The sequence below is a fragment of the Varibaculum timonense genome (genome assembly GCF_027694345.1).
In the GTDB taxonomy this organism is placed as follows: Bacteria; Actinomycetota; Actinomycetes; order Actinomycetales; family Actinomycetaceae; genus Varibaculum; species Varibaculum timonense_A.
This window is the reverse complement of sequence record NZ_JAQEVU010000009.1, coordinates 22626-46676: the sequence shown is the minus strand read 5'-3', so window position 1 is coordinate 46676 and position 24051 is coordinate 22626. Positions and strand designations below refer to the sequence as shown.

Below are 24051 nucleotides of genomic sequence, written 5' to 3'. Positions count from 1 at the left end.
GCCTCCAATAGAAACGGTTAGCGAAACAATATGGAAAAAGTTGGCGTCCTAGCAGTTCAAGGCGCATTTATTGAGCATGAACATTGTCTGGAAGCGCTGGGTGCACAGGTGGTAGAGCTGCGTGAAGCCGCAGATTTACGTAGTGGGTTTAACCGCTTGGTGCTGCCCGGCGGAGAGTCTACGGTGCAATCTAAATTGTTGATTGAACTGGGGATGGCGGAGCGTGTGCGGGAAATGATTACCGCCGGAATGCCAGTTTTAGGTACTTGTGCAGGCTTAATTTTGTTGGCAAAGCGGATTATGGGCAAACGCAGCGTCGATCGCACCGCACTCGGCACCTTGGACGTTACCGTGGAACGTAATGTCTATGGACGCCAACTTGGTTCTTTTAATGCCCGGGCTAATTTTGCGGGAATGGACGATTTGCCAATGACCTTCATTCGCGCTCCCCGCATTAGCGAAGTGGGTTCAGGAGTAGAAATACTCGGACGGGTGGACGATAAAATTGTAGGAGCGCGGGTCGGAAGTCAGATTGGGGTTACTTTTCACCCCGAACTGACTGGCGACCCGCGCCTACATCAAATGTTCTTGAACCTTTAGTTCCGGCTATTCTTAGCCTTCTTCGCGCTGGAAGCTCATCGTGGCTTCATAGTGTCCGGATTCGCTCGGCCAGCGGGTAGTAATCGCCTTGGCCTTGGTGTAGAACTTCACGCCCTCCGGCCCGTGAATATGGGTATCACCTAGCAGGGATTCTTTCCATCCACCAAAGGAATAGTAGGCAACCGGGGTGGGAATCGGGACGTTGACGCCCACCATTCCGGCCTCTACCTCTAGGGTAAACTTGCGCGCTACTCCGCCGTCATTGGTGAAGATGGCAGAGCCATTACCGAAGGGCGAAGAGTTAACGATTTCTATGGCTTCTTCATAGCTATCGGCGCGGGTAATTACCAGCACCGGTCCGAAGATTTCTTCATAATATGCGGGTGCATCCTTGGGGCAGTTATCGATAATAGTCGGTCCCACAAAGTAACCGTTCGAGTAGCCCTCCGGGCGGAATCCGCGACCATCGCGCACAATAGTTGCCCCGCGTTCCTCGGCATCGGTGATGAGCCCTTCTATACGCTCCTGAGCCTTCTTGTCAATCACCGGTCCCATCTCGCAGCCCTGAGCCATGCCCTGATCTACATGGATCTGATCAGCGTGAGCTTTAACTTTCTCGGCTAGTTTTTCCCCAGCGCTGCCAACCGCGACTACCACCGGTAGCGCCATGCAACGCTCGCCAGCCGCCCCGAATGCAGCCGCCGAAATATGCTTAGCAGCAAAATCAATATCCGCATCCGGCATTACGATAGCGTGGTTGTTTGCCCCGCCCAGCGCCTGAACGCGTTTTCCATGAGAAACCCCAGTGTCCTGCACAATATGTGCAACCGGGGTAGAACCAACAAAGGAAATTGCGTCGATTCCGGGATGTTCCAAAATCGAGGTAACTAAATCTCGGTTCCCGGTCAATACCTGGTAGAGACCATCAGGCAGTCCTGCCTGCTTGTATAGCTCGCCGGTGAACAGCGCCGCCGAGGGGGTAGCGGAAGCCGGTTTGATAATAATCGCATTACCGGTTGCGATAGCTAGCGGGTGCATCCACATGGGTACCATTGCCGGGAAGTTGAACGGGCAGATACCCGCTACTACTCCCACCGGTTGCCGCACGGTGAAGATATCAACGCCGGTAGAAATCTGGTAGGAATGTTCGCCCTTCATATTGGCGTTGATACCACACGCAAAATCTAAAGTTTCGCGTCCGCGCTGGATTTCCCCGATTGCATCGGAATAGTTTTTCCCGTGTTCTTGCACGATGAGCCGTGCCATTTTGTCTTGGTTTTCCAAAACCAGGTGGCGCATCTTGAACATTATGTCTACTCGTTTGGCCAACGATATTTTTGCCCATTCTTTTTGGGCTTTCTGCGCGATTTTTACTGCTTCATCTAAATCTTCGCTAGAGGCGGAGGGGATGGTGGCGATAACTTCCCCTAATGCCGGATCTTCGATTTTGATTTCTCCGGCGGGTTTTCCCGATGCGTATTCGCCATTAATCCAGTGCTGCAACTGTTTTACCATTGTCAGTATCTCCTTTGATTATTGCTGACTTTATCGCCGGTCATGTCGGTTTTTCGACATCCCTAACACTTAATTGAAATGTCCTTACAAAGATTACTTTACTCGACTTAGGTCCCAGACACAACCGTTCTAACTACTTACCCCTGCTCGTAAGAGGGAAACTTTCAAAGCTACCCCTAAAACGCTAACGCCAGATTTAGGCGCTTTACCCCTGTGAATAGCGATTAGATTAAGAGGACGCTGCGCAGATTAGCACGACCCCCCTACCAACTTAAGAGCCCGCCCTCAAAAATACGGTTAGGCTTATAACGTGCTCGAAAGATTCCCCTGCTCCCATCACAAGATTCATCGAATTAGCATCATCGTAATGGCAATCAGCCTTTTGTCCCTAAGCGCTTGCAGTCCCGCCACCGACCACCACGATTTCTCTGCAAACAACAAAACCGCTAGCAGCTCCACTCCTAACGCTACCGGCAAGGATTCCCCTACTCCGACTTCCCCTTCCACCTCGCTCTCTACCCCCAATCCAGAACCTAAAAAGATACTGGCAGGAAAAACTATCGTAATAGATCCCGGTCACTCTAACGGGCAACATTTAACCAACAAAGTTCCTGATGGGCGCGGAGGGAGCAAAATATGTAATACCTCCGGAACTGCGACTAACAGCGGCTACCCTGAACATACTGCCAACTGGAAAGTTGCCCTGATTTTACAAGCTGAGCTACAAGAAAAAGGGGCAAGCGTTCATCTGACCAAAAAAGATGACCATGCAGATAAGGTATGTGTCGATCGGCGCGGACAAATCCCGAACGAGAAACACGCCGATGCGTTCCTCTCTATTCACACCAATGGTTCCCAGTCGTCTGCCCCTCACGGATTCTTCGTAATGGTTTCCAATCCTCCGTTAAACTCTGCCCAAGGGGAACCGTCAAAACGCCTGGCGCGCGCCGTTTCCTCGGGATTACAGGCGGCAGGGCTTAGCCCTTCAACGATTTACGGTCCCGCACCCCTGCCCCGCTCCGACCTCGCCACCCTAAATTTTGCGAAAGTACCAGCAGTAATGGTGGAGCTGGGGGAAATGAGGAACCCTCAAGATGCTCAAAGATTATCCAGCCCTCAAGGGCAACAACAGTATGCTTCCGGCCTCGCAAGAGGACTCATTAGTTTCCTTTCCGCCAGCTCCGGCAAAAACTAACGCAGCAGCTAGTAGCTATCAGCAAAAACGATCCCTCGCCCTCAAATCGTTTGCCTACCCAAAATCAACATCAAAGCCCCAAACACCCCAGAGGAATCACCGCAATCCCGTCTTTTCGCATATAAGCTTGTTTTCCACCATACAAGACAGCGGCAGCTCGCATTTTTTCGCCAACACGTTCGCGCAACCAGAGTAAATGCTTAACGTCATGGTCAGTGACCCGATTCGCGGTTTTGACTTCCAAGGCAACTATTGCCCCTCCTCGTCCTTGCAAAACCAAATCGACCTCATGCTCACCTGCGCGGGTACGGAAATGCCCTACCGTAGCTTCTAGAGCTTGAGCAAAGACCCTAACGCATAGCACAGCCAAAGACTCAAACAGGGCACCGTACATATTAGCCCCGGCAGGAGTCAGTAAATCCTGAGACTCTAAATCCAAGAGACGAGCTGCAAAGCCAGGATCTACTAGATGATGCTTAGGGCTGCTGGTCAAGCGTTTCCACCCCGAACCCAAAGGCTGCCAAGCTTCCAGAGGCTCCAAAATCCACAGTTTGGTTAAGAAATCACGATAGGTGCGGGTAGTTTCGGAACTGGGTTTATCCCCCTCCCCGGCAGTCGCACCTTCTAATATCTGCGCATAGGACGCGGTAGTCGCGGTAGCCTGCGCATAAGAACGCAACCAAGCTCGCAAAGTGTGCGGAGTGCGGGTGAAATATCCTTGAGTAAAGATATCTTTATCCATCACGTCACGCAGATAGGAATCTACCGCCAAGCGCAAAGCGCGCCCAGTTAATTGTTGAAATCCGGGCAGCCCGGTTTGACAGATGGCATCAGCGTAATCAGAGGCAGTTAAGTCACTGCTACCGGTTATCGCTTGCTCACCGGCGAATAGGTCACGCAAACTGACGGTGGGGGTAGTAATTCCTCGTTCGGAAAGGGTTAAAGGTCGCATTCGTAAAGTTATGATTCTGCCCGCTCCCGAATGGGTTTGTACCCCGGGTTTGGGGCTGGCGGAACCTGTTAGCAGAAAACTTTCGGGACGTGCACCAGCATCAACCGCGCGGCGAACGGTGTCCCAGGTTTCTGGCAATAGTTGCCATTCATCCAGGAGAACTGGGGGTGGTTGTTGTAGGAAAATACGCGGGTCTGCTTGCAAAATAGTGCGAGTATCAACTTGGTCTAACTGGTAGGTAGTGCGGGCGAGTCGCTGGGCGGTCTCCGTTTTCCCCACTCCTTTAGCTCCTGCTATACACAGTGCAGGTAATTGGGGAAACACTTGGGCAATCTCATAGTCAATTACCCGTTTTAAGTAGTCAGACATATTTTTACTATAGCCTATCCACCTATTTGCCGGAAAGTTATCTGCCTATTTGCCGGATAGTTATCCACCTGTTTGCCGGAAAGTTATCTGCCTATTTGTCGGAGAGTTATCTGCCTATTTGTCGGAATAACCGGTGATTCCAAAAAGCAAGCACCTAAACGCACCCCAACTAGAGTCAGAAAACACGAGCAGAGGATGCACAGAAGTCCCCAGTGAAAGGAACTGACGATTGGATGCAACTTCTGCATTAAAGCACCGGTAAATGGCTGAACCCTAGGGTTACCCCTAGCGCCGAGTAGCGAAAAAGTCTTTTAACTGCCCTCCACACTCGTCCGCTAAAACCCCGCCAATAACTTCTACGCGGTGATTCAACCGGCTATCTCGCAAAACATCCCGAACAGAGCCAGCAGCACCCGCCTTATCATCCCAAGCGCCGAACACTACCCGCGAAACCCGGGCATTCACGATCGCCCCGGCACACATCGTGCAGGGCTCCAAATTCACTACCAAAGTAGTATCTGACAACCGCCAGCTGCCCCGCTTCCTCGCCGCCTGCCGCAAAGCCACAATCTCGGCGTGAGCAGTAGGGTCAAACGGGGAGACCTCCCGCTGGTTAAAGCCGCGTCCGATTATTTCCCAAGCCCCTAACTCGGATTCTTCTGGAACACAGAAAGAGCTATCGCCTTGAGCTTTACCCGAGGAAGGGCGTGCAGCTTTTACCCCTCGCGCGCCCTCGTCCTCGAAGATAAACCCGTCGTAAGCGTTCAGGGGTTGCACCCTTCCTGTCCTAGGAGCGAGCACAAGCGCACCTACCGGGACATCCCCGCCCTCACCGGCAAGTGCTGCCAGCTGCATAGCTTGCCGAATAGCCCAATCGAATCGATGCACACTCCAAATTTAATAGAGAACAGCTACCTGGTTGAAACCTATGGACTTATCCAGACAGAAATCCAAATAAGTGAGAGACTAACTATATGTTTGAAAGAGCCGGGCAGAAAGCCAAACCAGAAGATTTAATCAATGTCGATGACCTCCTAGCCGCCTACTACGACCTAGAGCCAGACCCTACCGAGCCGAGCCAACGGGTAAGTTTCGGTACTTCGGGACACCGGGGCAGCGCCTTCGACCATGCATTTAACGAAGCTCATATCGTAGCTATCACCCAGGCAATCGTAGAGTATCGCCGCAATCAGGGAATTAACGGACCGTTATTTATCGGGCGCGACACTCACGCCCTCTCCGAACCTGCCCACCGCAGCGCCCTAGAGGTGCTGGTAGCTAACGGAGTGGACGTACGGATTGATTCGCGAAACTCCTATGTACCCACCCCGGCGGTTTCCTTGGCAATTTTGCAGGCCAATGGCGCGCCTGGCGAGGTGCGCACCTCGGGTGCAGATGTGGCAGACGGGATCGTTATCACTCCTTCCCACAACCCTCCCCGCGATGGCGGCTTCAAATACAATCCCCCCACCGGTGGACCAGCCGATGTAGACGCTACCGGCTGGATTGCCGACCGCGCTAACCAGATTCTTGAGGATGGCTGGCGGAATGTTCCCCGCTCTACTTTGTCAGATTTATCCCGAGCAGATTGCGTACACCCCCATGACTACCTGCGAGAATACGTAGATGCGCTCCCCAGCGTAATTGACTTGGACGCGATTCGCTCTGCTGGCGTGCGCATTGGTGCCGATCCCTTAGGGGGCGCTTCAGTCGATTATTGGGGCATGCTTGCAGAACGCCACGACCTGAACCTGACAGTGGTCAATCCCAATGTGGATCCCGCTTTCAGCTTCATGACCTTGGATTGGGATGGAAAGATCCGGATGGATTGCTCCTCACCCAACGCCATGGCTTCGCTGCGGCAAAAGATGGCTCCGGACGAGGACGGGATTACGCCTTTCGATATTGCGACCGGTAACGACGCGGATTCGGATCGCCACGGGATTGTTACCCCAGATGGATTGATGAATCCCAACCACTACCTGGCAGTGGCGATTGAATACCTGTACACGCACCGCCCGCAGTGGGGCGAGGGTTGCGGGGTTGGTAAAACTTTAGTTTCTTCCTCGCTAATTGACCGGGTAGTAGCCCATATGGGGCGCAAACTGGTGGAAGTACCGGTGGGCTTTAAGTATTTCGTGCCGGGATTACTTTCGGGAACTATCGGTTTCGGAGGCGAGGAATCGGCCGGTGCCTCTTTCTTGCGCAAGGACGGGTCGGTATGGACTACCGATAAAGACGGCATCATTTTGGCGCTGCTAGCCTCGGAAATCCTGGCAGTCACTGGTTCTTCTCCCTCGCAGCTGCATCAGCAACAGGTGGAACGTTTCGGGGCTTCCAGTTATAAGCGTTTCGAGGCAGCGGCGACCCCAGAGCAGAAATCCAAGCTCAAGAAGCTTTCTTCCGAGGACGTAACCGCCCTGAAACTAGCCGGGGAGGATATCACCGACAAACTGGTGCGCGCCCCGGGTAATGACGCCGAAATCGGCGGGCTGAAAGTAGTCACTAAAGATGCCTGGTTCGCGGCTCGCCCCTCGGGTACCGAAGATATCTACAAGATTTACGCGGAATCCTTTAAGGGCGATGAGCACGTAGATCAGGTGATTTCTGAGGCGCAAGAGGTAGTAGGCGCTGCCCTAGCCTAGAGTGCGTAATAGCTGAGGGCGCGGGCTAGGTTTTTCCTCCCGCCCTCGCCACCTTCCCCCGAGACCGCAAGAGCGGAGATTACTTGCGTCTCCCGCCCACCGTAAGCGTTGGGGGCTAGGTTTTTCCTCCCGCCCAAGAATTCGGAAAACGTAGCGACGTTTCCCGAATTCTTATGCCCACCGCACCTGCTCGGATAAAACCTAGCCCCCACCACGCGCCTGGTACGCGAGATTCCAACCGGTTGCCATGCTGCCCGGATAATTCCCACCAAGCCGGTAAGGGTGAGGATTACTTTTGTCGATCAGGTTAGGCGGGCGTAAGAACTTGGGTAATACCTCGGGTATTACCCAAGTTCTTTGGGCGGGGAGACAAACGTAATCCTCGACCTTAATATCGGGGCGCGAGGAAAAATCTTTTCCCTGCTTCCCAGTACCAACCCCTGAATTACCGGGAGCGGAGCTGGCGGTTGGTGGCGGCAGTCGCGGTAGCGGCGCGGGGGTCTTCCGGCCAAGGATGCTTGCGATACCTACCCCGCATTTCCGCGCGCACCTGCGGATACACTTCATCCCAGAAATGATGCAAGTCGGTCACTAACGCCAACGGACGTCCTGCTGGCGATAACATCTCCATCGCCAGATTCACCTTTCCGCCCAGGATTTTCGGCGTGGATTGCAGACCGAAGAACTCTTGTAGTTTTGCTTGCACCCGAGGCGGGCCGCTAGTTAGCTCCTCGGGATACGTGATAGCGGCGGTACGACCTGAAGGGAGAGTAATATCTCTGGGAACTTCCCTATCCAAGTTACGCCGGGAGTTATAGTCCAACACTGCCTCTAACCAGGTTGCTACCGGGGCATTTAAGGCACTGTTTCCAGCGGAAAAATAATTTATAAGACTTAACCAAAAACTTGGATTGTCACGTAAGTCCTTATCGGAAACCGGGGGCATATTTGACAGGTACTCAGCAGCCCACGCCATACGGGCACGCAGATTTCGGGTTTTTGGACTCCAAGGGATAAACCCGAAACCGTCTCGTTGATACTCATTTTCGAGGAGAGACTCAGATTCAAGGATTTGAGCTGGCTCACGATGTAGAGGAATTTCACCCAGGTATTTAGTCTTCCAGGCCGTTATTTTCCCTTTTTGGAACTGTTCCTCGTGACATTCCCGCATATGGTGTTTACCTAGTTCAAGAGCTAACGGTTCAGTTAAGGAAGCCGCAAAACGAATAACATCATTTTTACCTTTACGCAGTCCAACTTCCGCAATTGCTAGCCATTCCGTATTGACCAGAGCATTTGCATTATTTACACCGGCAGCACCTCCCCCACAAAGTTGATAGACCCCTTGTTTACTGGTTAAGCGCCCTATCTGTTCAGGAAAAGCCGTCGCAACTACTACCCCTACGCTTAAATCACCGGCGATTTCCTGCAAGGTAACCGATTTTTCGCCTTGCTGATTCGCTCCACTTCCTACCCGCTTGCCCGCGCTATATAGAAGCGAAAAATCTTTAACCACCTTACCGGCATCAATATCTTGATAGCGCTGCGCTAGGTTTTCAAAACGGGAACGCTCTTTGCAGTAGTTCGTATCTCCTTGGCGTTCTGCCTCGCAAATAGCTGCCCATAAATCCCCATCTGGACGATGTAAATCCGCCTGCAAAGCCGCTACTACTTGGGCTGCCCTGCGTTTTCCAACCAGATGTGAACCCAGTATTAACGCCCGTGCCAGGCGCGGGTGGGCAGGAATTTGTACTAACTGGCGTCCAAAAGCGGTAATCCGGCAGTCAGCATCTAAAGCGCCGAGAGCCTGCAAATCCTTCTCCGCCTGCTGCCAGGCAGCAGGCGGAGGGGTAGTCGGCAGCGCCAGAACTTCCAGATCGGTTTGCCCCCAATCTGCCAGCTGCAAATAGGTCTGCGCCAAATCACTGCGCAAGATTTCCGGCTGAGTATCGGACTCCATCCGTGCATAAGTTAGCTGGTCATAGGCGCGGATTGCTCGACCGGTTCCCAGGCGCGCGGCGCGTCCTGCGCGTTGAATGGCGGTGGCTTGCGAGCAGCTAAGAGTGATTAGTCCCTCGGAATTGCCACGCAGACGGCGGGTTGGAACTCGTGATAAACCACTGTCAATTACCTGATACACCCCAGGAACCGTCAGTGCCGATTCAGCCACCGAGGTGGCCACAATAATCCGCCCCTCCCCCGGCTCTAGGGCGTCCTCGCTAGCAACAGAGGCGCCCTCAGAAAGTACTTTTGCCTGCTGGCGGGGAGACAACTGCCCGTGCAGGGTCATTATTCTTTCCGGGTGTTTTGCGCGGGTACGTAACGCCGAAGCAATCGCCTCTACATCCGCGATTGCGGGGGCAAACACTAAAGTGTCACCTTGAATACGACGGTTTAACGCCAGATCGGCCAAGTAATCCCGAAATTCCCAAGAAGTTCCGCGCTCACTAATCCGACGCACCCGCGCTGGCGGGGGCGCGAATACTTCTTGCAGAGGAAAAAGTTTACCTTCCGCCTGAAGCACCGGGGTATCCTCACCTAAAACCTTCCGGAAAAGCTCGCTATCTAAAGTCGCCGACATCACCACTATTCGCAGCTCCGGACACAGCTGCCGTACTTCGCAGAGCAGAGCTAATAAAACATCAGTCTCTAAAGACCGTTCGTGTACTTCATCGATAATTACCGTGCCAATACCAGAAACTTCTGGATCTGCCAGCAGCCGACGCAAAAACAGTCCGGCAGTAACAAAATCCAGGCGAGTATCCTGCCCGCGAGTAGATTCTCCCCGAACCGAAAATGCGACTTTCGCTGCCAGGTTTTGCTTCTCTCTAGGCAGTAATGACTGCAAGTAACTGGCAGCTGCCCGGCAAGCAATCCGACGTGGCTCAGTGACCACTACCCCCGCTGCCCTGCCATCATCATTTGCCCGCACGTCCTCTAGAGCCCAGCAAAAAGGAGGAACCAAAGTAGTTTTCCCCGACCCTGGCTCGGCACTAACAATCGCTTTCCCTACAGTTTCGAGGGCGTCTTTGAGTTTTGGCAAAATCTTCGCTGCCGGAAGTCCGGGGGCGAGGGTCGCTGCCTGAGAAAGCGTGAACATATTTCTATTTTGCACCGCCGCCAATAAATCCGAATATCCCTCAGCGCGGTAAAGTTAAAGCAAATCAAATCGTCAAAAAAGCACAATAGAAGCATGGGGTATCGTAAGCAAAACCAATATGCACGGTTATGGAAAAAATCTTCCTGGGGAAGCCGGATAGTCGCATTTTTTACAATTGCCTTGTTAATCTGGGCTTTTGTTCCCGGACTGGGACCAGATTTAGCTGGTCTTTCCCATAGGGGAGCCCCTAAGGTTCAGCTACCTGATTGGGGTAAAAGCGCAGATCAGATTTTGGCTGAATCGGTGCAGACTGATTTAGTGAAAGCAATCTCGAAGTTACCGGAAGCTCAATGGAAAAGTGCCAGCGCTTATGACCGTTCCGAATTTGGTATCCGCTGGGCAGACATTGATCACAATGGCTGCGACACGCGAAATGATATTTTACGGCGTGACCTTTCAGCAGTAAAGATTAAACCAGGTACACATGATTGCACGGTACTGTCTGGGACTTTCACTGAGCCTTATACCGGTAAATATCAGCATTTCCATAAAGGTGCCGAGACTTCATCAAAGATTCAGATTGACCACGTAGTTGCGCTTTCTAATGCCTGGAAAACCGGAGCTAGTAAGTGGGATACAAAGACTCGTGAACGTTTCGCCAATGACCCCTTGAATCTGCTGGCGGTCGATGGAACGGCAAATCAAGATAAGAAAGATAAGGACGCTGCCAGTTGGCTGCCCCCAAATAAGGGGTTTCAATGCCAATATGTTGCTTTACAGGTGGCGGTAAAAAATAAGTGGCATTTATGGGTCACCCCGGCAGAAAAGCGCGCGATGGCTTCGGTGGCGGCATCCTGCCCCGCGCACCCCCTTCCCGTTGGTTAGCGCGGTTCGGTAATAGTACGCGAGTGTTGTTAGTCCCCTGCTCGCAGGGGTAGATTTTTCCTCCTGCCCAAGAATTCGGAAAACGTAGCGGCGTTTCCCGAATTCTTACGCCCACCGCACCCACTCGGATAAAATCTACCCCTGCAAACGTACACTCCTGCCAATCTTCTCTCGTATCTTTTACCGGTCGCGGCTCGCACCTCCACCGCACCCACTCGGATAAAATCTTCCCCTGCGAATTTATATACCTGCTGGTTAAATCGCTGTTACGCGCGTGCTACAGCCGTACCCAAAGGATCCGGTTTTTCCTCCCGCCCAAGAATTTGGGAAATACCCCAGGTATTTCCCAAATTCTTATGCCCACCGCACCCACTCGGATAAAACCGGCTCCTCTGGGCATTAATCCCGATATCTGCCAGCTCCTGCATTCTGCCAGCATCGACAGTAATCAATTGTTGCACCTTCCAAGACAAAAACGCCCTCCACAGACAAAAACACCCTCCCAACTGGACACAGACTCCCCAAATAACCGGAAATTCTCCCAATCGGGAGGGCGATAATGTACCGGGAGGGCGAAACGGGCATCTTCACGGGGTGAACCACAAAACAATTTGATTAAGTTTCTTAACCGTTAATATACTTAACTACATGACTGAAGAAGCTAAGCCAGAAATCAAACGCAAACAACACCTAGAGAAACTCCTCTACCAGTTACATCGCCTGATTTTCACAGCAAATGACCTAACCAATCGGTATTCATCAAAAGTAGGGCTGCACGGAAAAGATGGAGAGGCTCTCTTGCAAATCTGGCAAGCAGAACTATCCGAACAACCCCTATCCCCCTCGCAACTAGCGAAAAAGTTACAAATTACGCGAGCGGCAGTCAGCTATTTGACTGATCGGCTAGTCGATTCTGGATATGTAAATCGCGAAACCAGCGATAGCGACCGCCGTAAAACTATACTGCGCATCTCGGAACTAGGCGGGAAAATCGGACACGATTTTACCGCCCCCATGGAGGCAGGATTAAAGGGATTATTTGCCAATCGCAGCGAAAACGAACTGGCTACTTTTAGCGAAATGCTAGGTCAATTTTTAGATTCTCTAGACACTTCCCCACATCAAGAGTCCTAAAGCTTTAGAAACCAAAACTAAACATCAAGGATTATTATGAGCTGCGAGCTAAAAACCCCGAAACCCGAAAAAGTAGAACATAAAACAGAAAATAGCGACTCCCAGCTAACCAATACCGACTTTACCGCCCCCAAAAGGTGGAAACTCGTCCTCGTCCTCTACTTAGCAGGGATTGGGATGGGAGCCCTAGATATGGGCATCGTAAATCCTGCTCGCACCGTTATTCAAAACGGATTAGGCATTGACGATAAGGTCGGGGTTTGGGTATTTACTATTTACACCCTCGCATATGCGGCAGCGATTCCAGTTATCGGAAAAATCGCGGACATTATTGGCCGTAAACCGGTGTACGTGCTGGCAATTGGGTTATTTGGGCTTGGCTCCCTAGGATGTGGACTAGCACAAGACTTCTCCTCTCTAGGATTGCTGCTGGCTTCACGAGCTATTCAAGCAATCGGAGGGGGCGGGATGGTACCAGTTGCCACCGCGGCAGTAGGCACCATCGTCCCTCCTCCTAAGCGCGGTATGGCTCTAGGGCTGGTAGGGATGGTTTACGGCGTTGCCTCAGTATTTGGCGCCTCTGCCGGTTCCCTAATTCTCGATATTGCCGGTCAAGAAAATTGGCAATGGATTTTCTACATTAACGTTCCCATTGCCATAGTTGTTGTAGGACTGGGGATTTGGGCATTACCAAAGGAAACCCAAGATTCCTCCCGCAGACTTGATTTACCAGGGATATTAGTTCTAGTAGTAATGACAACCTCGATACTATGGGCATTCCAAAACCTGGATTTCACCCAGATTGGCGAGTCCGTCAAAGACCGCAACGTTTGGGTAGCGTTAGTAGTCTTCTTAATCCTGCTACCCCTCTTTTGGGTTATCGAACACCGGGTAGCCGACCCAATTATCAATTTCAAATACTTCGGAAACATAAATGTGGGATCGACCCTGCTAATGGGCGCGGTTGCTGGCATCTTGATGATGACGGTAATGTTTATTCCTCAGTTTGCAGAGAATTGTTTACGTCTACCCTCGGGAGCCGGAGGCTATCCCACCATCATTATCGGAGTGGGCTCGGCAATAGGATCTCCCATTAGTGGGCGCTTAACCGACCGTTTCGGGCCGCGGCGAATCCTGGGAGTAGGCACTGCAATCTCCACCATAGCGGGCATAATGCTAATCTTCTGGGCAAGCCCCCACCCAGGGATAATATCAACTTCACTATCAATATTTGTGATGGGATTAGGTCTAGGTTTCTTGATGGGCGCACCACTAACCTACCTAATCTTGCATTTAATTCCCGAGTCTGACGCTAATTCCGGACAAGCAACCCTATCGCTGATTCGTTCGCTGGGCACTACTTTGGCTCCCGCGATCTTAGTAGGGTTGCTCGCCACCGCGATGGGAGGTCTATCCGGCAAGGTAATGGAGGCAATGCCCGAAATGCCGCCGATGCCTACCATGGCTGCCATAGAAAATAGCAAATCTGGAATGCCCCAGATGAAAGCAGATATGGGCTTTAAAATGTCAGATTTACCCGCTCCCATTCAAGAGAAAATCAAATCTGCGGATGTCACGAACGTTGTGGATAGGACTAAAGAAATAGCGAACTATCTGTTTGATCAGCAAGAAGCCAAGATAAAAGCCCAGATGGGAACGGTTCCTCCAGGTGTGGAACAGATGCGAGCTAAGTATCTGCAAGATATTGAATCCCATCGCGACCAGATAGAGACCGCATTCCAGATGGGGTTAAACGAAGGATTTTCTCGCTTGTTCTGGTTCTATACCATCTTGTCCTTAGCTGGGATACTACTGCTGGCTGGGCTGCCTTCTAAGCATAAAATTGATGCCGTAATCAACCCGGATCCTTCTCGGTAACAGCACTCCATGTCCGGGTCTGGCTCGGTAAAAACCCCGATTATTTCGGCGCGCAGGGGTGGGTTTTTCCTCCTGCCCAAGAATTCGAAAAATGCCAAAGCATTTTCCGAATTCTTATGCCCACCGCACCCACTCGGATAAAATCTCCCCCTGCGGTAATAAGTTTTTCGCACACGCCCTTTCCCATCACCATCGCACCTACTAACTGCCCTGCCCGAACTCCGATAAAACCCTCTCGTATGCATATGCGTATCTCAACAAAGAGGAAAATCTGGGTGGCGATAAACGGCTCCCGAAGAAGAGGGGCTCGGTTCTAGGGGGTGTATCCGCAGACTACTCCCGGAGTGGAAAAACTAGAGGGAAAAATAGAAAAATAAAGCTATGTCCACAACTGCTTTCGGTCCTGAAGTCGTAGCGACCGCATTTCGCGTCGTTGATGTAACCGGCGTTTTCTGCGCAGCCATCATCGGAGCTAAATTAGCTCGAGAACGCCACTTTGATGCCATAGGATTCGCTACCCTAGCAGTTATTTCAGCCCTCGGCGGCGGCATGGCTCGAGACGTTTTATTACAAAAGATTCCAGTCGCATTTACCGACCCTTTTTACCTCGCGGGAGCATTACTAGGTGCATTAGTGGCATTCTTTTGGCGACTGGAATCTAAATGGACTAATCGGATAATTACGGTTGCCGACGCCCTCTGCCTGGGATGTTGGGCAGCCACCGGAGCGCAAAAAACCCTTGCCCTAGGGCTAGGGATACTACCCGCACTAATGATGGGGCTAACCACGGCAGTCGGCGGAGGCATCATTCGCGACATTATGGTTGGTCGTATCCCGCGCGTGTTCGGAGGAGCTAACCTTTACGCCACCCCCGCCGCCCTATCAGCAGTACTAATGGTCATTTTCTTTAAAGTGGGAATGCCGGTACTAGGGATGGGGATTTCTATTATTACCTCACTGATTTTCGTGTTACTGGCACAGTGGCGCGGTTGGACCTTGCCAGAAGCCCCCGATTTCACCATCACACTAACCACTCGCCAATTGCGACAGTTACTGCGTTTAAGAGACTTAAAAATACGCGGCTCCAGAACTTTAGACAAAGAGGACGAAACAGGAGAAATCGACCTTGCCACCGGCAAAAATACTGGCGCTAAGCACGCTCAGATTATAGATAACTACAACCAAAACGAAACAAACAACCGACCAGAAAGCTAAAACCTCTTAGCGGTAAAACAACTATTAAAGTTGTGTGCCGATAGCTAAACCCAACAGATAAGTAACTCCGGCCGCGCCGTACCCAATAAACAGTTGCCGCAAGGCTTTCGGAGCAGGGTCGGAGCCAGACAGCAACCCGACAACCCCCCCGACTAGCAGTAAAGTTACCCCCACTAAAACCACCGCCGCGATTGCACCACTAAGCGCCGAACACGGCAGCAAAAATGGGAAAAGGGGCACAAACGCTCCGATAGCAAAGAAAGCGAACGAAGAAACCGCGGCCCTCATACCGGTTCCGATTTCTTCATAATCACGATTTTTTGTCCCTAAATTCGCCTGCTCGCCTATTTTTATCTTCGCAAAAGCAGCGGCCGCTTTCCGATCAGCAGTTTGCGCGTCATCCCCGCGCGCTCTAAACACCAACGCTAATTCATTTTGATTCATATTTAGCTTGTCAATCGCATGTTCAGATTCTGGATCTGGCGAGGAAGAAGCTAAGAGTTCAGTTTGAGAACGCACCGACACATATTCCCCTGCCCCCATGGACAGTGCACCTGAAAGCAGACCGGCCAACCCGGTCGCGATAATCGTGGTTTTTGAAACTCCCGTCCCAAAAATCCCTAGAATCAAAGCACAGGTAGAGACTAATCCATCATTCACACCGAAAACTGCGGCGCGAAAACTACCAGAAATAGTGGCACGTTGCCGGGCAGCAAGAGCCCGCACCACCTCGGAGTGAATCTTTTCGTCTGCCACGATTTCGCTGGGAACATCATGGTCAGCTTCGTAATCGTGACGCTGCTCTGCCCGCTGCATCATCGCCAACATAAATATGGTGCCGAAAACTCGGGTAAAAAAGTTCAGCAAGCGTGAACGCAAACTTGCCCGGGGAGCCGGCAATGCGTCCTCACCCAAAAGATTTAACCAATACTGTTCGTGACGCTCCTCGGCAACTGAAAGTTCCTGAAGCACTTCCCGTTCATCACCGAATCGGTGACGAGCCAGGTAGCGATAGGTATCAGCCTCTAGACGTTCTTCCGCGAGGTATTTGCGCCACCGCCGCAGTTGTTTTTTTGAGGTTTCTTGCACCGTACGGTCTATCCCCTTGTCACAAAAGTAGATGTTCTAACTTTTTTCAGGGGTAGAATCTGGCACATCAACCGTTATTTCCTCGATTTGCACGTCCACGAACTCGGGATTTGTTTTATTGGTGACCGGCACTCCGAACAGACGTTCCTTAACCGCATCCGCGATTTTATCGGTTATGGCTTCTCCTTGGCGGCGAAAAACCTCAGACGCTTTTTGCTTTGTAGCCCGCCCCGCCCGGCGAACCTGCGGATTGGAAGTCACTGCATTAACGGTTTTGGCAACCCCACCCTCGGGATTCTCACGAACCTCACGGCGAACTAGCGCGATACCAGCACCGATGCCGAGGACGGTCAATAGTTTCTTTCCCACAGCTATTACCTTTCGAATCGTCAAAAGCGGGCGTGCACTATTCTACCGCAACCACCGTACAGGGCTCCGGTTAAAAAAACTAGCTAGCCAGACTAAGAAAATTCTGGTCATTCTCACAACATTTTTTATGATTACCGGTTTACGGTGGTTATATGAGCGAAATAAACATCGACACGTCACGTGGCATTAGCTTAGCTGCCGATTTCGTAGTTCCGGTTGATTCTAGTAACTGCGCAGTGATTTTTGCTCATTCATTCTTACTTGACCGCCACAATCTGGGTTGGTTCGATATTTTCGCAAAATCCTATCGAGCTGCTGGTTACGCGACTTTACAAATGGATTTTTCGGGATGCGGAAAAAGCGATGATGACGTTGTCAGCTTGGAAAACCAGATTGAAGATTTAAAAGCCGTCGCCGGCTGGCTAGCCGAGAGAGGCTTTGACCAGCAAATTCTTCACGCTGATGGTTCGGGAGCTCTAGCTGCTTTACGCGCCGTCCCGGATAAGGTACAGGCTTTAGTTTTGACGGCACCAATTTTAGGGCCAGCAGAGGTTCCTTGGGAGGACGTGTTTTCCTCCTCCCAACTAGCCGAATTGGAACAGGTAGGACATACTCGTATCCCCAACGATCAGGGGGCTTCCCGACAGTATTTCGTGATAGGTAAACAGACCTTGAAAGAACTGACCATTGTCGATACCGAGAAACTACTGCAAGATATTGCCCTGCCTACTCTGTTCGTAGTTGATCCGCAAACTTTGGCTTCGCAGTGGTTCGCTCCCCTGCTTAATGACCCTCAAGCTTTGTTGCCTCCCAACTGTGAGTTGTTGATTTTAGATCAGCTAAGTCTCTATGGGGTCTTACCCAGTAACTATCGCAAGCTAGATGAGGGCTACGAGGACGCAGATAAGGTTGATTTCTTACGTAACCAAATCCTTACTTGGGCTACCCGCACTGTTCCCCCCACTACTTAAGAAGCGCCCCAATTCAAAATCCGAATATAGGCAGGTTTATCTAGCTTTTAGCCCCGTTTCTAAGCTGCTGCTACTATCTTGATTTACCAGCCATTTTAGCTTTCAGGTAGTTGTCAGAAAAATTAGAGGAAATCTTTAGAAATAGCTTTTAACTGTACTTTTTACCAAATATAAAGCATTCTTTCAGGTTTGTTTATATTCTCTTCCAGATGCAGTGTTTACCTTTAATATCAGCAATAAGGGTTAAGCGACAAGCGTTTGATATCTCCTTATTTGCTTGAGATGGGGAACAAAGGTTGGGGGCGGATTCCGATACGGAATCCGCCCCCAACTGACATCTAGGATTCAAGGCAAACCCCAAGGTCTATCGCGAATTAAGCGCTACCATCCCAGCACTGAGCTGCCCGGGTTTTGGGTCAATAACAGGCAATTAGAATCCCCCCCCCAAAAAAAAAGTTTACCCCCAAATAGGCACCACTTGACCTTATAAGGAGGAATACGGGTTAATCACGGCATTAACTCTCCGTCAGACTTGTTGGGCTAATGTCGGGCTAATGCCCGAATTGTTAAGACCCTTCTGCCTAGAAACAAGGCAGAAGGGTCTTAATCGGTTTATTTAACTAAACACTAGGAAACTACCGAGAAAAAACTCTGCTTTCCCTAACGCGTCCTCGTAAAACGAGAGAAACCCCCAAAACGGACAGACCCGACGCAATCGCTAGTAACCACCCAGGATTACTACCGGTAGCTGGAAGCGCCGGCTTCATGGTGCCTGGACGCTTTTCAGTTGGCTTTGACATTCCAGGTTTATTTGCACCCGCAGCAGTACCCGGCTTTTGCGGTTTTACAGTTTTATCCGGTGAAGACGGTGAGGGAGTCGAGGTCGCGGGCGGATTGACGGAACCACCCGGCTGGGAAGGATTTGGATTCTCCGGCTTGGGGGCAGCTTTCTGCGCCCATTTCGCATATACCGTCATATCCGTGCCTAGAGTAACCTGGGAAACCTTTTTAGTGAGACCTTGGTCAAGATACCAACCCTCGAAAGTAAAGCCCTCTTTAGTGGGGATATAGTTCTCGTCCTCTAAATCAACAACTGTGTTCTCTGGTTTAGTTACGGATTTAATTTTACTGCCACCATTGGACTCAAAAGTGAGAGTATGATTTGCGACAAGTGGGGGAAGATTAAAAGTTGCCTCGTGTTTGCCGGCATCATATTCGACAGCAGACCCCGCTCCCATGAGGGTAATTTTCTCCTTCGTTAAGCCATCAAAGTCATAACCGGTTTTAGCAGAAAAAGCTATCTTTATACGATATTTAAACTCATTGCTAAAAGTTCCCGAAGCCGCAGACCACGAAGTGCTGTTCTTGTCTTGCTGCTCCAGTTTCCAAGACTCAGCGAACACGTTACTGGTTTGTCCACTTATCTGTATTGAGGTTACTTTGTTGCCGAACTTATATTGTGGCACGCTAAAAGAAACCTCTGTTATATGCTTATCAGCTTGATTATCTACCGGAGCCGCCCAAGCTAATTGCGTAAAGCTAAGCCCTATAACCGCTGGAAAAACTAAGAATGCGGACAGCAGCACAGACAGCAACCGCCCAGATACTTTGGTTTTTTGCATCTTTCTCCTTGAAGTGATTTGTAATTACTATTTTAAGATTTTAGGTAAGACTAACTGAATGCTTAATCTACTTATCTCGGCTTAACATTGTCAATTATTAACCTTAAGATAAGCTAGAAAACCCGCGTGGCTCCTTTGAACCGGACAAGCTCACATTTACGTATTAGCGCGAAATGGTGACCTTGCGAACCAATCCTAATACCAGTTTCGCCACTAAAGGCACATAACCTGCACTATCATCAATGACTTACGCCGCATATAGCCGGGTCACTCGCTAGAGGTATCGCTAGAGAGATCAAAAATCTCGAACAGTAAATCCCCCATATCCACTTGAGTTCCCTCGGAAGTGAGATTCTCCAAATCCTCTGGGGTTGAATCCAAAACCACCACTGGACATAACGAAGAATGCTTAGCTTTCTCAATCTGGGTAACCGAAAAAGTTGTTACCGGATCGCCAACATTTAGTTTCTCATTTTCGATGGCATGACAAGTAAAACCTTCACCGCGCATTTTGACAGTATCGACCCCTAAATGAACAAGCACTATCTGTTCCCCACTGGAAACCATAAAAGCGTGTGGGAACAGTTTAATGAGCCTACCGGAGACGGGAGACACGGCAGTAATCTCGGTTGCCCCCGGATTGGGTTTCACCGCAACCCCAGCACCAACAATCATGCCGGAGAAAACCAAATCCGGTACTTGACTTAAACCAACGACACGTCCCGGAATCGGCGAACATATCTGTAAGGACTCTCCCGTCATTGCTTCACCCCGAATCCAGACCAATACTAACTTCTCTAACTAGCCTAGTCCGCCCTCGCTCTCGAGAAAAGCCAATTATTTCCCGAGGGAAAGGACGAAACCTACCTTAAAAGCGAAGCTAAACACCCCTTGACGGTCTACCTAGTAAATATCTAACTACCAGGCAGGCAACCATGAGAGCTGTCTTAGCTACGTTTTTGCGCGCGACGCTTCACCGTCACCCCGCAAGCGCCCAACAGTAGCGATACCATTACCATTTCCGGCACTCCAGCACCGGTTTGACCTAGCCCCTGTCTTCTAACCCTTGGGGCAGATTCCTTACCCTTGTCTGACGGTTTGTTCCCTGTTTGAGATGGAGAGCTGCTTTCCGAAGGACGAGGATTTGGCTGCTTGGAATTAGGGTTGGGGTTTTGGGGACTAGGGTTTCCCTCCCCTCCCGGATTCGGATTAGGATTAGGTTCACTCCCTGGATTCGCCTCTCCTCCCGGATTCGGGTTCGGCTCAACCCCAGGATTCGGATTTGGATTAGGATTTGGTTCCGGTTCCGGCTCTGGGTGTGGATTTGGATTTGGGTTCGGGTCTGGTTCTGGCTCCGGATTTGGTTCTGGCTCCGGTTCCGGCTCAGGCGCCGCCGCCTCCCTAAGCAACAAAATGCTTAAAGGTGGAACCGTTACCTTACCGTTTGAAGTGAGAGCTACCGGGTTCTGATAAACATCCAACCCCTTAATCATCACCTCATATTCTCCAGCCGGTAAAGGCGCCTCCCAAGCCTGGTTTCCAGCATTCACAAAAGCGAATGCATCGGCATTATCTTTACCGCTCTTAGTTTTTACCGGGAAAGCACTCTTTACGGTATATCCCACATGATTAGTAGCGATGCTTTCTTCACCAGGAATAATTTCATGCGTATACTTCTGGTTTACAGCTTCGTAACTGCCCTGACGCATAAAATCATATTGCTTACGGAACTGGTTTAAATCCCGGAAAAACTTTACTTCCTTTTCATATTTTTGGGCACGGTCATAGTCGAAAACATTAACCGAGTCCGGGGATTTATAGGAATTATGATCTCCCGCTTTAGTTCGTAAAAACTCCTGTCCTGCATGGATAAATACCGCCCCATTAGCTAAATACTGAGTACCGGTTCCTAGGGCGTGCCGCTGAGCTAGCTCACTGTCAGGGATCGTTGCTGGCAAGCTACCTTTCAATTTATCGAACATAGTGTAGTTGTCATGGGCTTCGTTATAGACCACCGATTGATTCGGACTCAGGTAGTCTCGAACATATTGCGCGCCCTTGATATTGTTTAACAAATCCCACGAGCGTTGCACCTGATTTGCGCCACTAATAAATCCCGTGTGCTTAAGCTCGAAGTTATCACCTTTTACGGTGTCACGATACTGGTCATTAAAAAATGATATTCCGGGTAACTTCTTGGCATTTTCCTGATTAGCTGCTGCTACCCCTGCGGGATGGTTACCCATCTTCCAGCCTTCACCAAGAATCACAATCGAAGGATCAATCTTATTGAGAGCTTCCCGTACCGCTTTCATAGTTTCCACGTCATGAATCCCCATAAGATCGAAACGGAAACCATCAATATCGTAGTTCTTTGCCCAATAGGTAACTGAATCAACGATATATTTACGCATCATCAGTTGCTCGGAAGCGGTTTCATTGCCAACTCCGGTGCCATCTTGGAACTTACAGTTAGCATCCATCCGGAAATAATAGTTAGGAACAGTTTGCTGCAATGGGGACATTTCCGGTTTATGCACATGGTTATAAACCACATCCATAATCACCCGCATATCGTTAGCATGCATCGTCTCCACCATGGACTTTAGCTCCAAGATACGCGAGGTAGGATCGGCCGGCTTGGTTGCATACGACCCTTCCGGAACGTTGTAGTTTTGGGGATCATACCCCCAGTTATATTGGGAATTAAACGAAAGGTCACCCTGCTCATCTATGGAACCGAAATCAAAAACCGGCAAGAATTGAACGTGGGTAATACCTAAAGATTTTAGATAATCGAGTCCAGAAAGATTACCGGCCTTGGTTTTAGTGCCCGCTTCGGTTAGCCCCAAAAACTTTCCTTTATTGGTAATGCCGTTATCCTGGCCGATGGTCAAATCACGCACATGGGCTTCGTAAATAATCGCATCTTTCATCGAGGTGAATGCGGGCATACGTTTACCGTCCCAGTTATGGGGGACAGTTTTTTCTGGGTCTATCACCACGGTGCGAGTACTGTTTGCGGTAACTGCCCGAGCATAGGGGTCAATCGCTTCGTTAATTTTTCCGCCGTCAAAATGGAGACGATAACGATATTGCACACCCTTTTGGTCACCATTAAAAGTAATTTCCCAGGTTCCCTTTTCCCCTTTGGTCATGGCAGTAACTTTTCCGTCCTGGGAATAATTTACGAACTCAACCGCTTGGGCAGTGGGAGCCCACAGCCTAAAAGTGGTTTTTTCGGGGCTGTAAATCGCCCCTAACTCGCCCTCGTAATAGTACTTTTTATTGAATTCGGCAGAATGTAATTCTGTACAGTTATTTGTCGAATCTGGTTTGGGGATATCGGCTTGCGAATAATAGACTTTGGGGTCACCTTGGACAATCCAAACTTCCGCTTTACCCTGGGGGAACTTGGTAATAAAGAGGTCGTCAGGAGTGTTTTTCTCTGCCCATTCGTTTCCTGATTCCGAACGGCGTACAATCAGACCAACTTTTTCAATCCCATTTACATCTTTATGAGTAATCGTGGCGGTATGATTTCCATCGAAATTAACCCGGCTACCGTCTTTTCCAGGAACCCAAGTCCACACATTCCAGTTGTCATACTTATTGTCAGAGCGTAGATAGTGGACGGTAACAGTAACCTCTTTCGGGAGGGTATTCGGGTTTTCGGCAGGTTTTAGCTTGAAGCTGCTGTCTGTTTTTATCTCAATGCCACCGGGGACCGGGATATCTTTCAAATCAGAAGTCTGCCAAGCCCATTCCTTGGTCGCGGTTGAGCGACGCACAATTAGATTTACTTTCTTATTTGGCGCAGGTAGCGTCACTTCGGCGGTCAACCTGCCAGCTGCGTCCTTCCCAGTGAAAGGGGTGGAGTATCCGGCGGCTCCATCGGTCCACACCCACAGGTTATATTCCGATTCTGGCACATTAGGGTCAGGGGTGAAGCTAACTACTAATTTGCAGTCCCGAACCGCTTTGAAAACATCACCTGGTTTGTAACTGTAGCTGCATACATCCCACTTTGTGTAAAGAGAATTACCGGGTTTTACACCGGAATAGGCAGGAGACTCCCACACCCGGTTTTCGCTCTGTCCCGGTTGTAAAGAGGTGGTGTCTGTGCGGTAAACCCGAAAGTTCAGGGGATTGCCTGGCGCCAAGATATTAGTGTTCAAATACCCGTCAGCTTGCTGACCGGAAAACATTTGAGTTTGTTTGGGCTGTCCGTCAGCCCAGTATTCAACGCGATAGACAGTCAAGGGTTTTTCAATCGTTGGGTCTGGTTTGAAGTTCAGATACATCACCTGATTATTGGAGCCAGCATGAGCTAGCGGGGTAACGCTACCTGCTATTACCAACAGAAAGGCAATAAAAAACCCAAATACTTTTCTACTTACTATTGATTTCACTGGTCCTCCTCGACCAATAGCGAATGTGGCGACCTCGCCGGAAACGTTTCCGAAACCATGATAGCCCACTCCAAATAAGATATGAAGATTGCTAAAATGC

The 24051-nt window shown here is 50.3% G+C and carries 17 protein-coding genes; 8 read left to right on the top strand and 9 right to left on the bottom strand.

Annotated elements, in window-relative coordinates; all coding sequences use genetic code 11:
- Positions 1-30: 30 nt before the first annotated feature.
- Positions 31-600, top strand: coding sequence for a pyridoxal 5'-phosphate synthase glutaminase subunit PdxT (gene pdxT, locus PG728_RS08285; protein ID WP_072510236.1), 570 nt, complete (start codon positions 31-33; stop codon positions 598-600).
- Between the two features lie 12 nt (positions 601-612).
- Here the strand turns inward: pdxT and PG728_RS08280 are convergent, their stop codons facing one another.
- Positions 613-2115: a CoA-acylating methylmalonate-semialdehyde dehydrogenase gene (locus PG728_RS08280; RefSeq protein WP_270626982.1), complete on the bottom strand. Its 1503-nt coding sequence runs from the start codon at positions 2113-2115 to the stop codon at positions 613-615.
- 367 nt (positions 2116-2482) lie between these two features.
- Here PG728_RS08280 and PG728_RS08275 point away from each other — a divergent pair, with 367 nt between their 5' ends.
- A complete protein-coding gene (locus tag PG728_RS08275) occupies positions 2483-3310 on the top strand; it encodes an N-acetylmuramoyl-L-alanine amidase (protein ID WP_270626981.1) in 828 nt (275 codons plus the stop codon).
- Positions 3311-3380: 70 nt separating this feature from the next.
- Here PG728_RS08275 and PG728_RS08270 read toward each other — a convergent pair whose 3' ends face one another.
- Entirely contained in the window at positions 3381-4631 is a 1251-nt protein-coding gene (locus PG728_RS08270; protein ID WP_270626979.1) for an ATP-binding protein, read from the bottom strand.
- 285 nt (positions 4632-4916) lie between these two features.
- Positions 4917-5519 (bottom strand): nucleoside deaminase, encoded by a 603-nt coding sequence (locus PG728_RS08265; protein WP_270626977.1) that lies wholly within the window; start codon positions 5517-5519, stop codon positions 4917-4919.
- Between the two features lie 86 nt (positions 5520-5605).
- On the opposite strand from PG728_RS08265, the gene pgm reads away from it, so the two are divergent.
- Positions 5606-7276: a phosphoglucomutase (alpha-D-glucose-1,6-bisphosphate-dependent) gene (gene pgm, locus PG728_RS08260; RefSeq protein WP_270626975.1), complete on the top strand. Its 1671-nt coding sequence runs from the start codon at positions 5606-5608 to the stop codon at positions 7274-7276.
- Positions 7277-7721: 445 nt separating this feature from the next.
- On the opposite strand, the gene PG728_RS08255 is transcribed toward pgm, so the two are convergent.
- Positions 7722-10376, bottom strand: a complete 2655-nt coding sequence (locus PG728_RS08255) for an ATP-dependent helicase C-terminal domain-containing protein (RefSeq protein WP_270626973.1) — start codon at positions 10374-10376, stop codon at positions 7722-7724.
- Between the two features lie 93 nt (positions 10377-10469).
- Between PG728_RS08255 and PG728_RS08250 the strand changes: the two genes are divergently transcribed.
- The 4 genes from PG728_RS08250 to PG728_RS08235 all read left to right on the top strand — a co-directional run bounded on the left by PG728_RS08250 (position 10470) and on the right by PG728_RS08235 (position 15488).
- The gene (locus PG728_RS08250) at positions 10470-11261 is read left to right on the top strand and encodes an HNH endonuclease family protein (RefSeq protein ID WP_270626971.1); all 792 of its coding nucleotides are present in this window, start codon (positions 10470-10472) and stop codon (positions 11259-11261) included.
- Positions 11262-11909: 648 nt separating this feature from the next.
- A complete protein-coding gene (locus PG728_RS08245; RefSeq protein ID WP_072510244.1) occupies positions 11910-12395 on the top strand; it encodes a MarR family winged helix-turn-helix transcriptional regulator in 486 nt (161 codons plus the stop codon).
- 36 nt (positions 12396-12431) lie between these two features.
- Entirely contained in the window at positions 12432-14273 is a 1842-nt protein-coding gene (locus PG728_RS08240) for an MFS transporter (protein ID WP_270626968.1), read from the top strand.
- A 381-nt stretch (positions 14274-14654) separates the two neighbouring features.
- Complete coding sequence (locus PG728_RS08235; RefSeq protein WP_270626966.1) at positions 14655-15488, top strand: trimeric intracellular cation channel family protein; 834 nt, start codon at positions 14655-14657, stop codon at positions 15486-15488.
- 24 nt (positions 15489-15512) lie between these two features.
- Here the strand turns inward: PG728_RS08235 and PG728_RS08230 are convergent, their stop codons facing one another.
- Entirely contained in the window at positions 15513-16577 is a 1065-nt protein-coding gene (locus PG728_RS08230; RefSeq protein WP_270626965.1) for a VIT1/CCC1 transporter family protein, read from the bottom strand.
- 36 nt (positions 16578-16613) lie between these two features.
- On the bottom strand, positions 16614-16946 hold the full coding sequence (locus tag PG728_RS08225) for a hypothetical protein (RefSeq protein ID WP_072510247.1): 333 nt from the start codon (positions 16944-16946) through the stop codon (positions 16614-16616).
- A gap of 152 nt (positions 16947-17098) precedes the next feature.
- Here PG728_RS08225 and PG728_RS08220 point away from each other — a divergent pair, with 152 nt between their 5' ends.
- On the top strand, positions 17099-17917 hold the full coding sequence (locus tag PG728_RS08220) for a hypothetical protein (RefSeq protein ID WP_072510248.1): 819 nt from the start codon (positions 17099-17101) through the stop codon (positions 17915-17917).
- Positions 17918-18552: 635 nt separating this feature from the next.
- Here the strand turns inward: PG728_RS08220 and PG728_RS08215 are convergent.
- From PG728_RS08215 to pulA, 3 genes are all read right to left on the bottom strand, one after another.
- Positions 18553-19539 carry an InlB B-repeat-containing protein gene (locus PG728_RS08215; RefSeq protein ID WP_270626962.1) on the bottom strand — a complete coding sequence of 329 codons (987 nt, stop codon included), beginning with the start codon at positions 19537-19539 and terminating at the stop codon, positions 18553-18555.
- Positions 19540-19806: 267 nt separating this feature from the next.
- The gene (locus PG728_RS08210) at positions 19807-20301 is read right to left on the bottom strand and encodes a PTS sugar transporter subunit IIA (protein WP_270626961.1); all 495 of its coding nucleotides are present in this window, start codon (positions 20299-20301) and stop codon (positions 19807-19809) included.
- Between the two features lie 185 nt (positions 20302-20486).
- Positions 20487-23951 carry a type I pullulanase gene (gene pulA, locus PG728_RS08205; RefSeq protein WP_270626959.1) on the bottom strand — a complete coding sequence of 1155 codons (3465 nt, stop codon included), beginning with the start codon at positions 23949-23951 and terminating at the stop codon, positions 20487-20489.
- Positions 23952-24051: the final 100 nt, after the last annotated feature.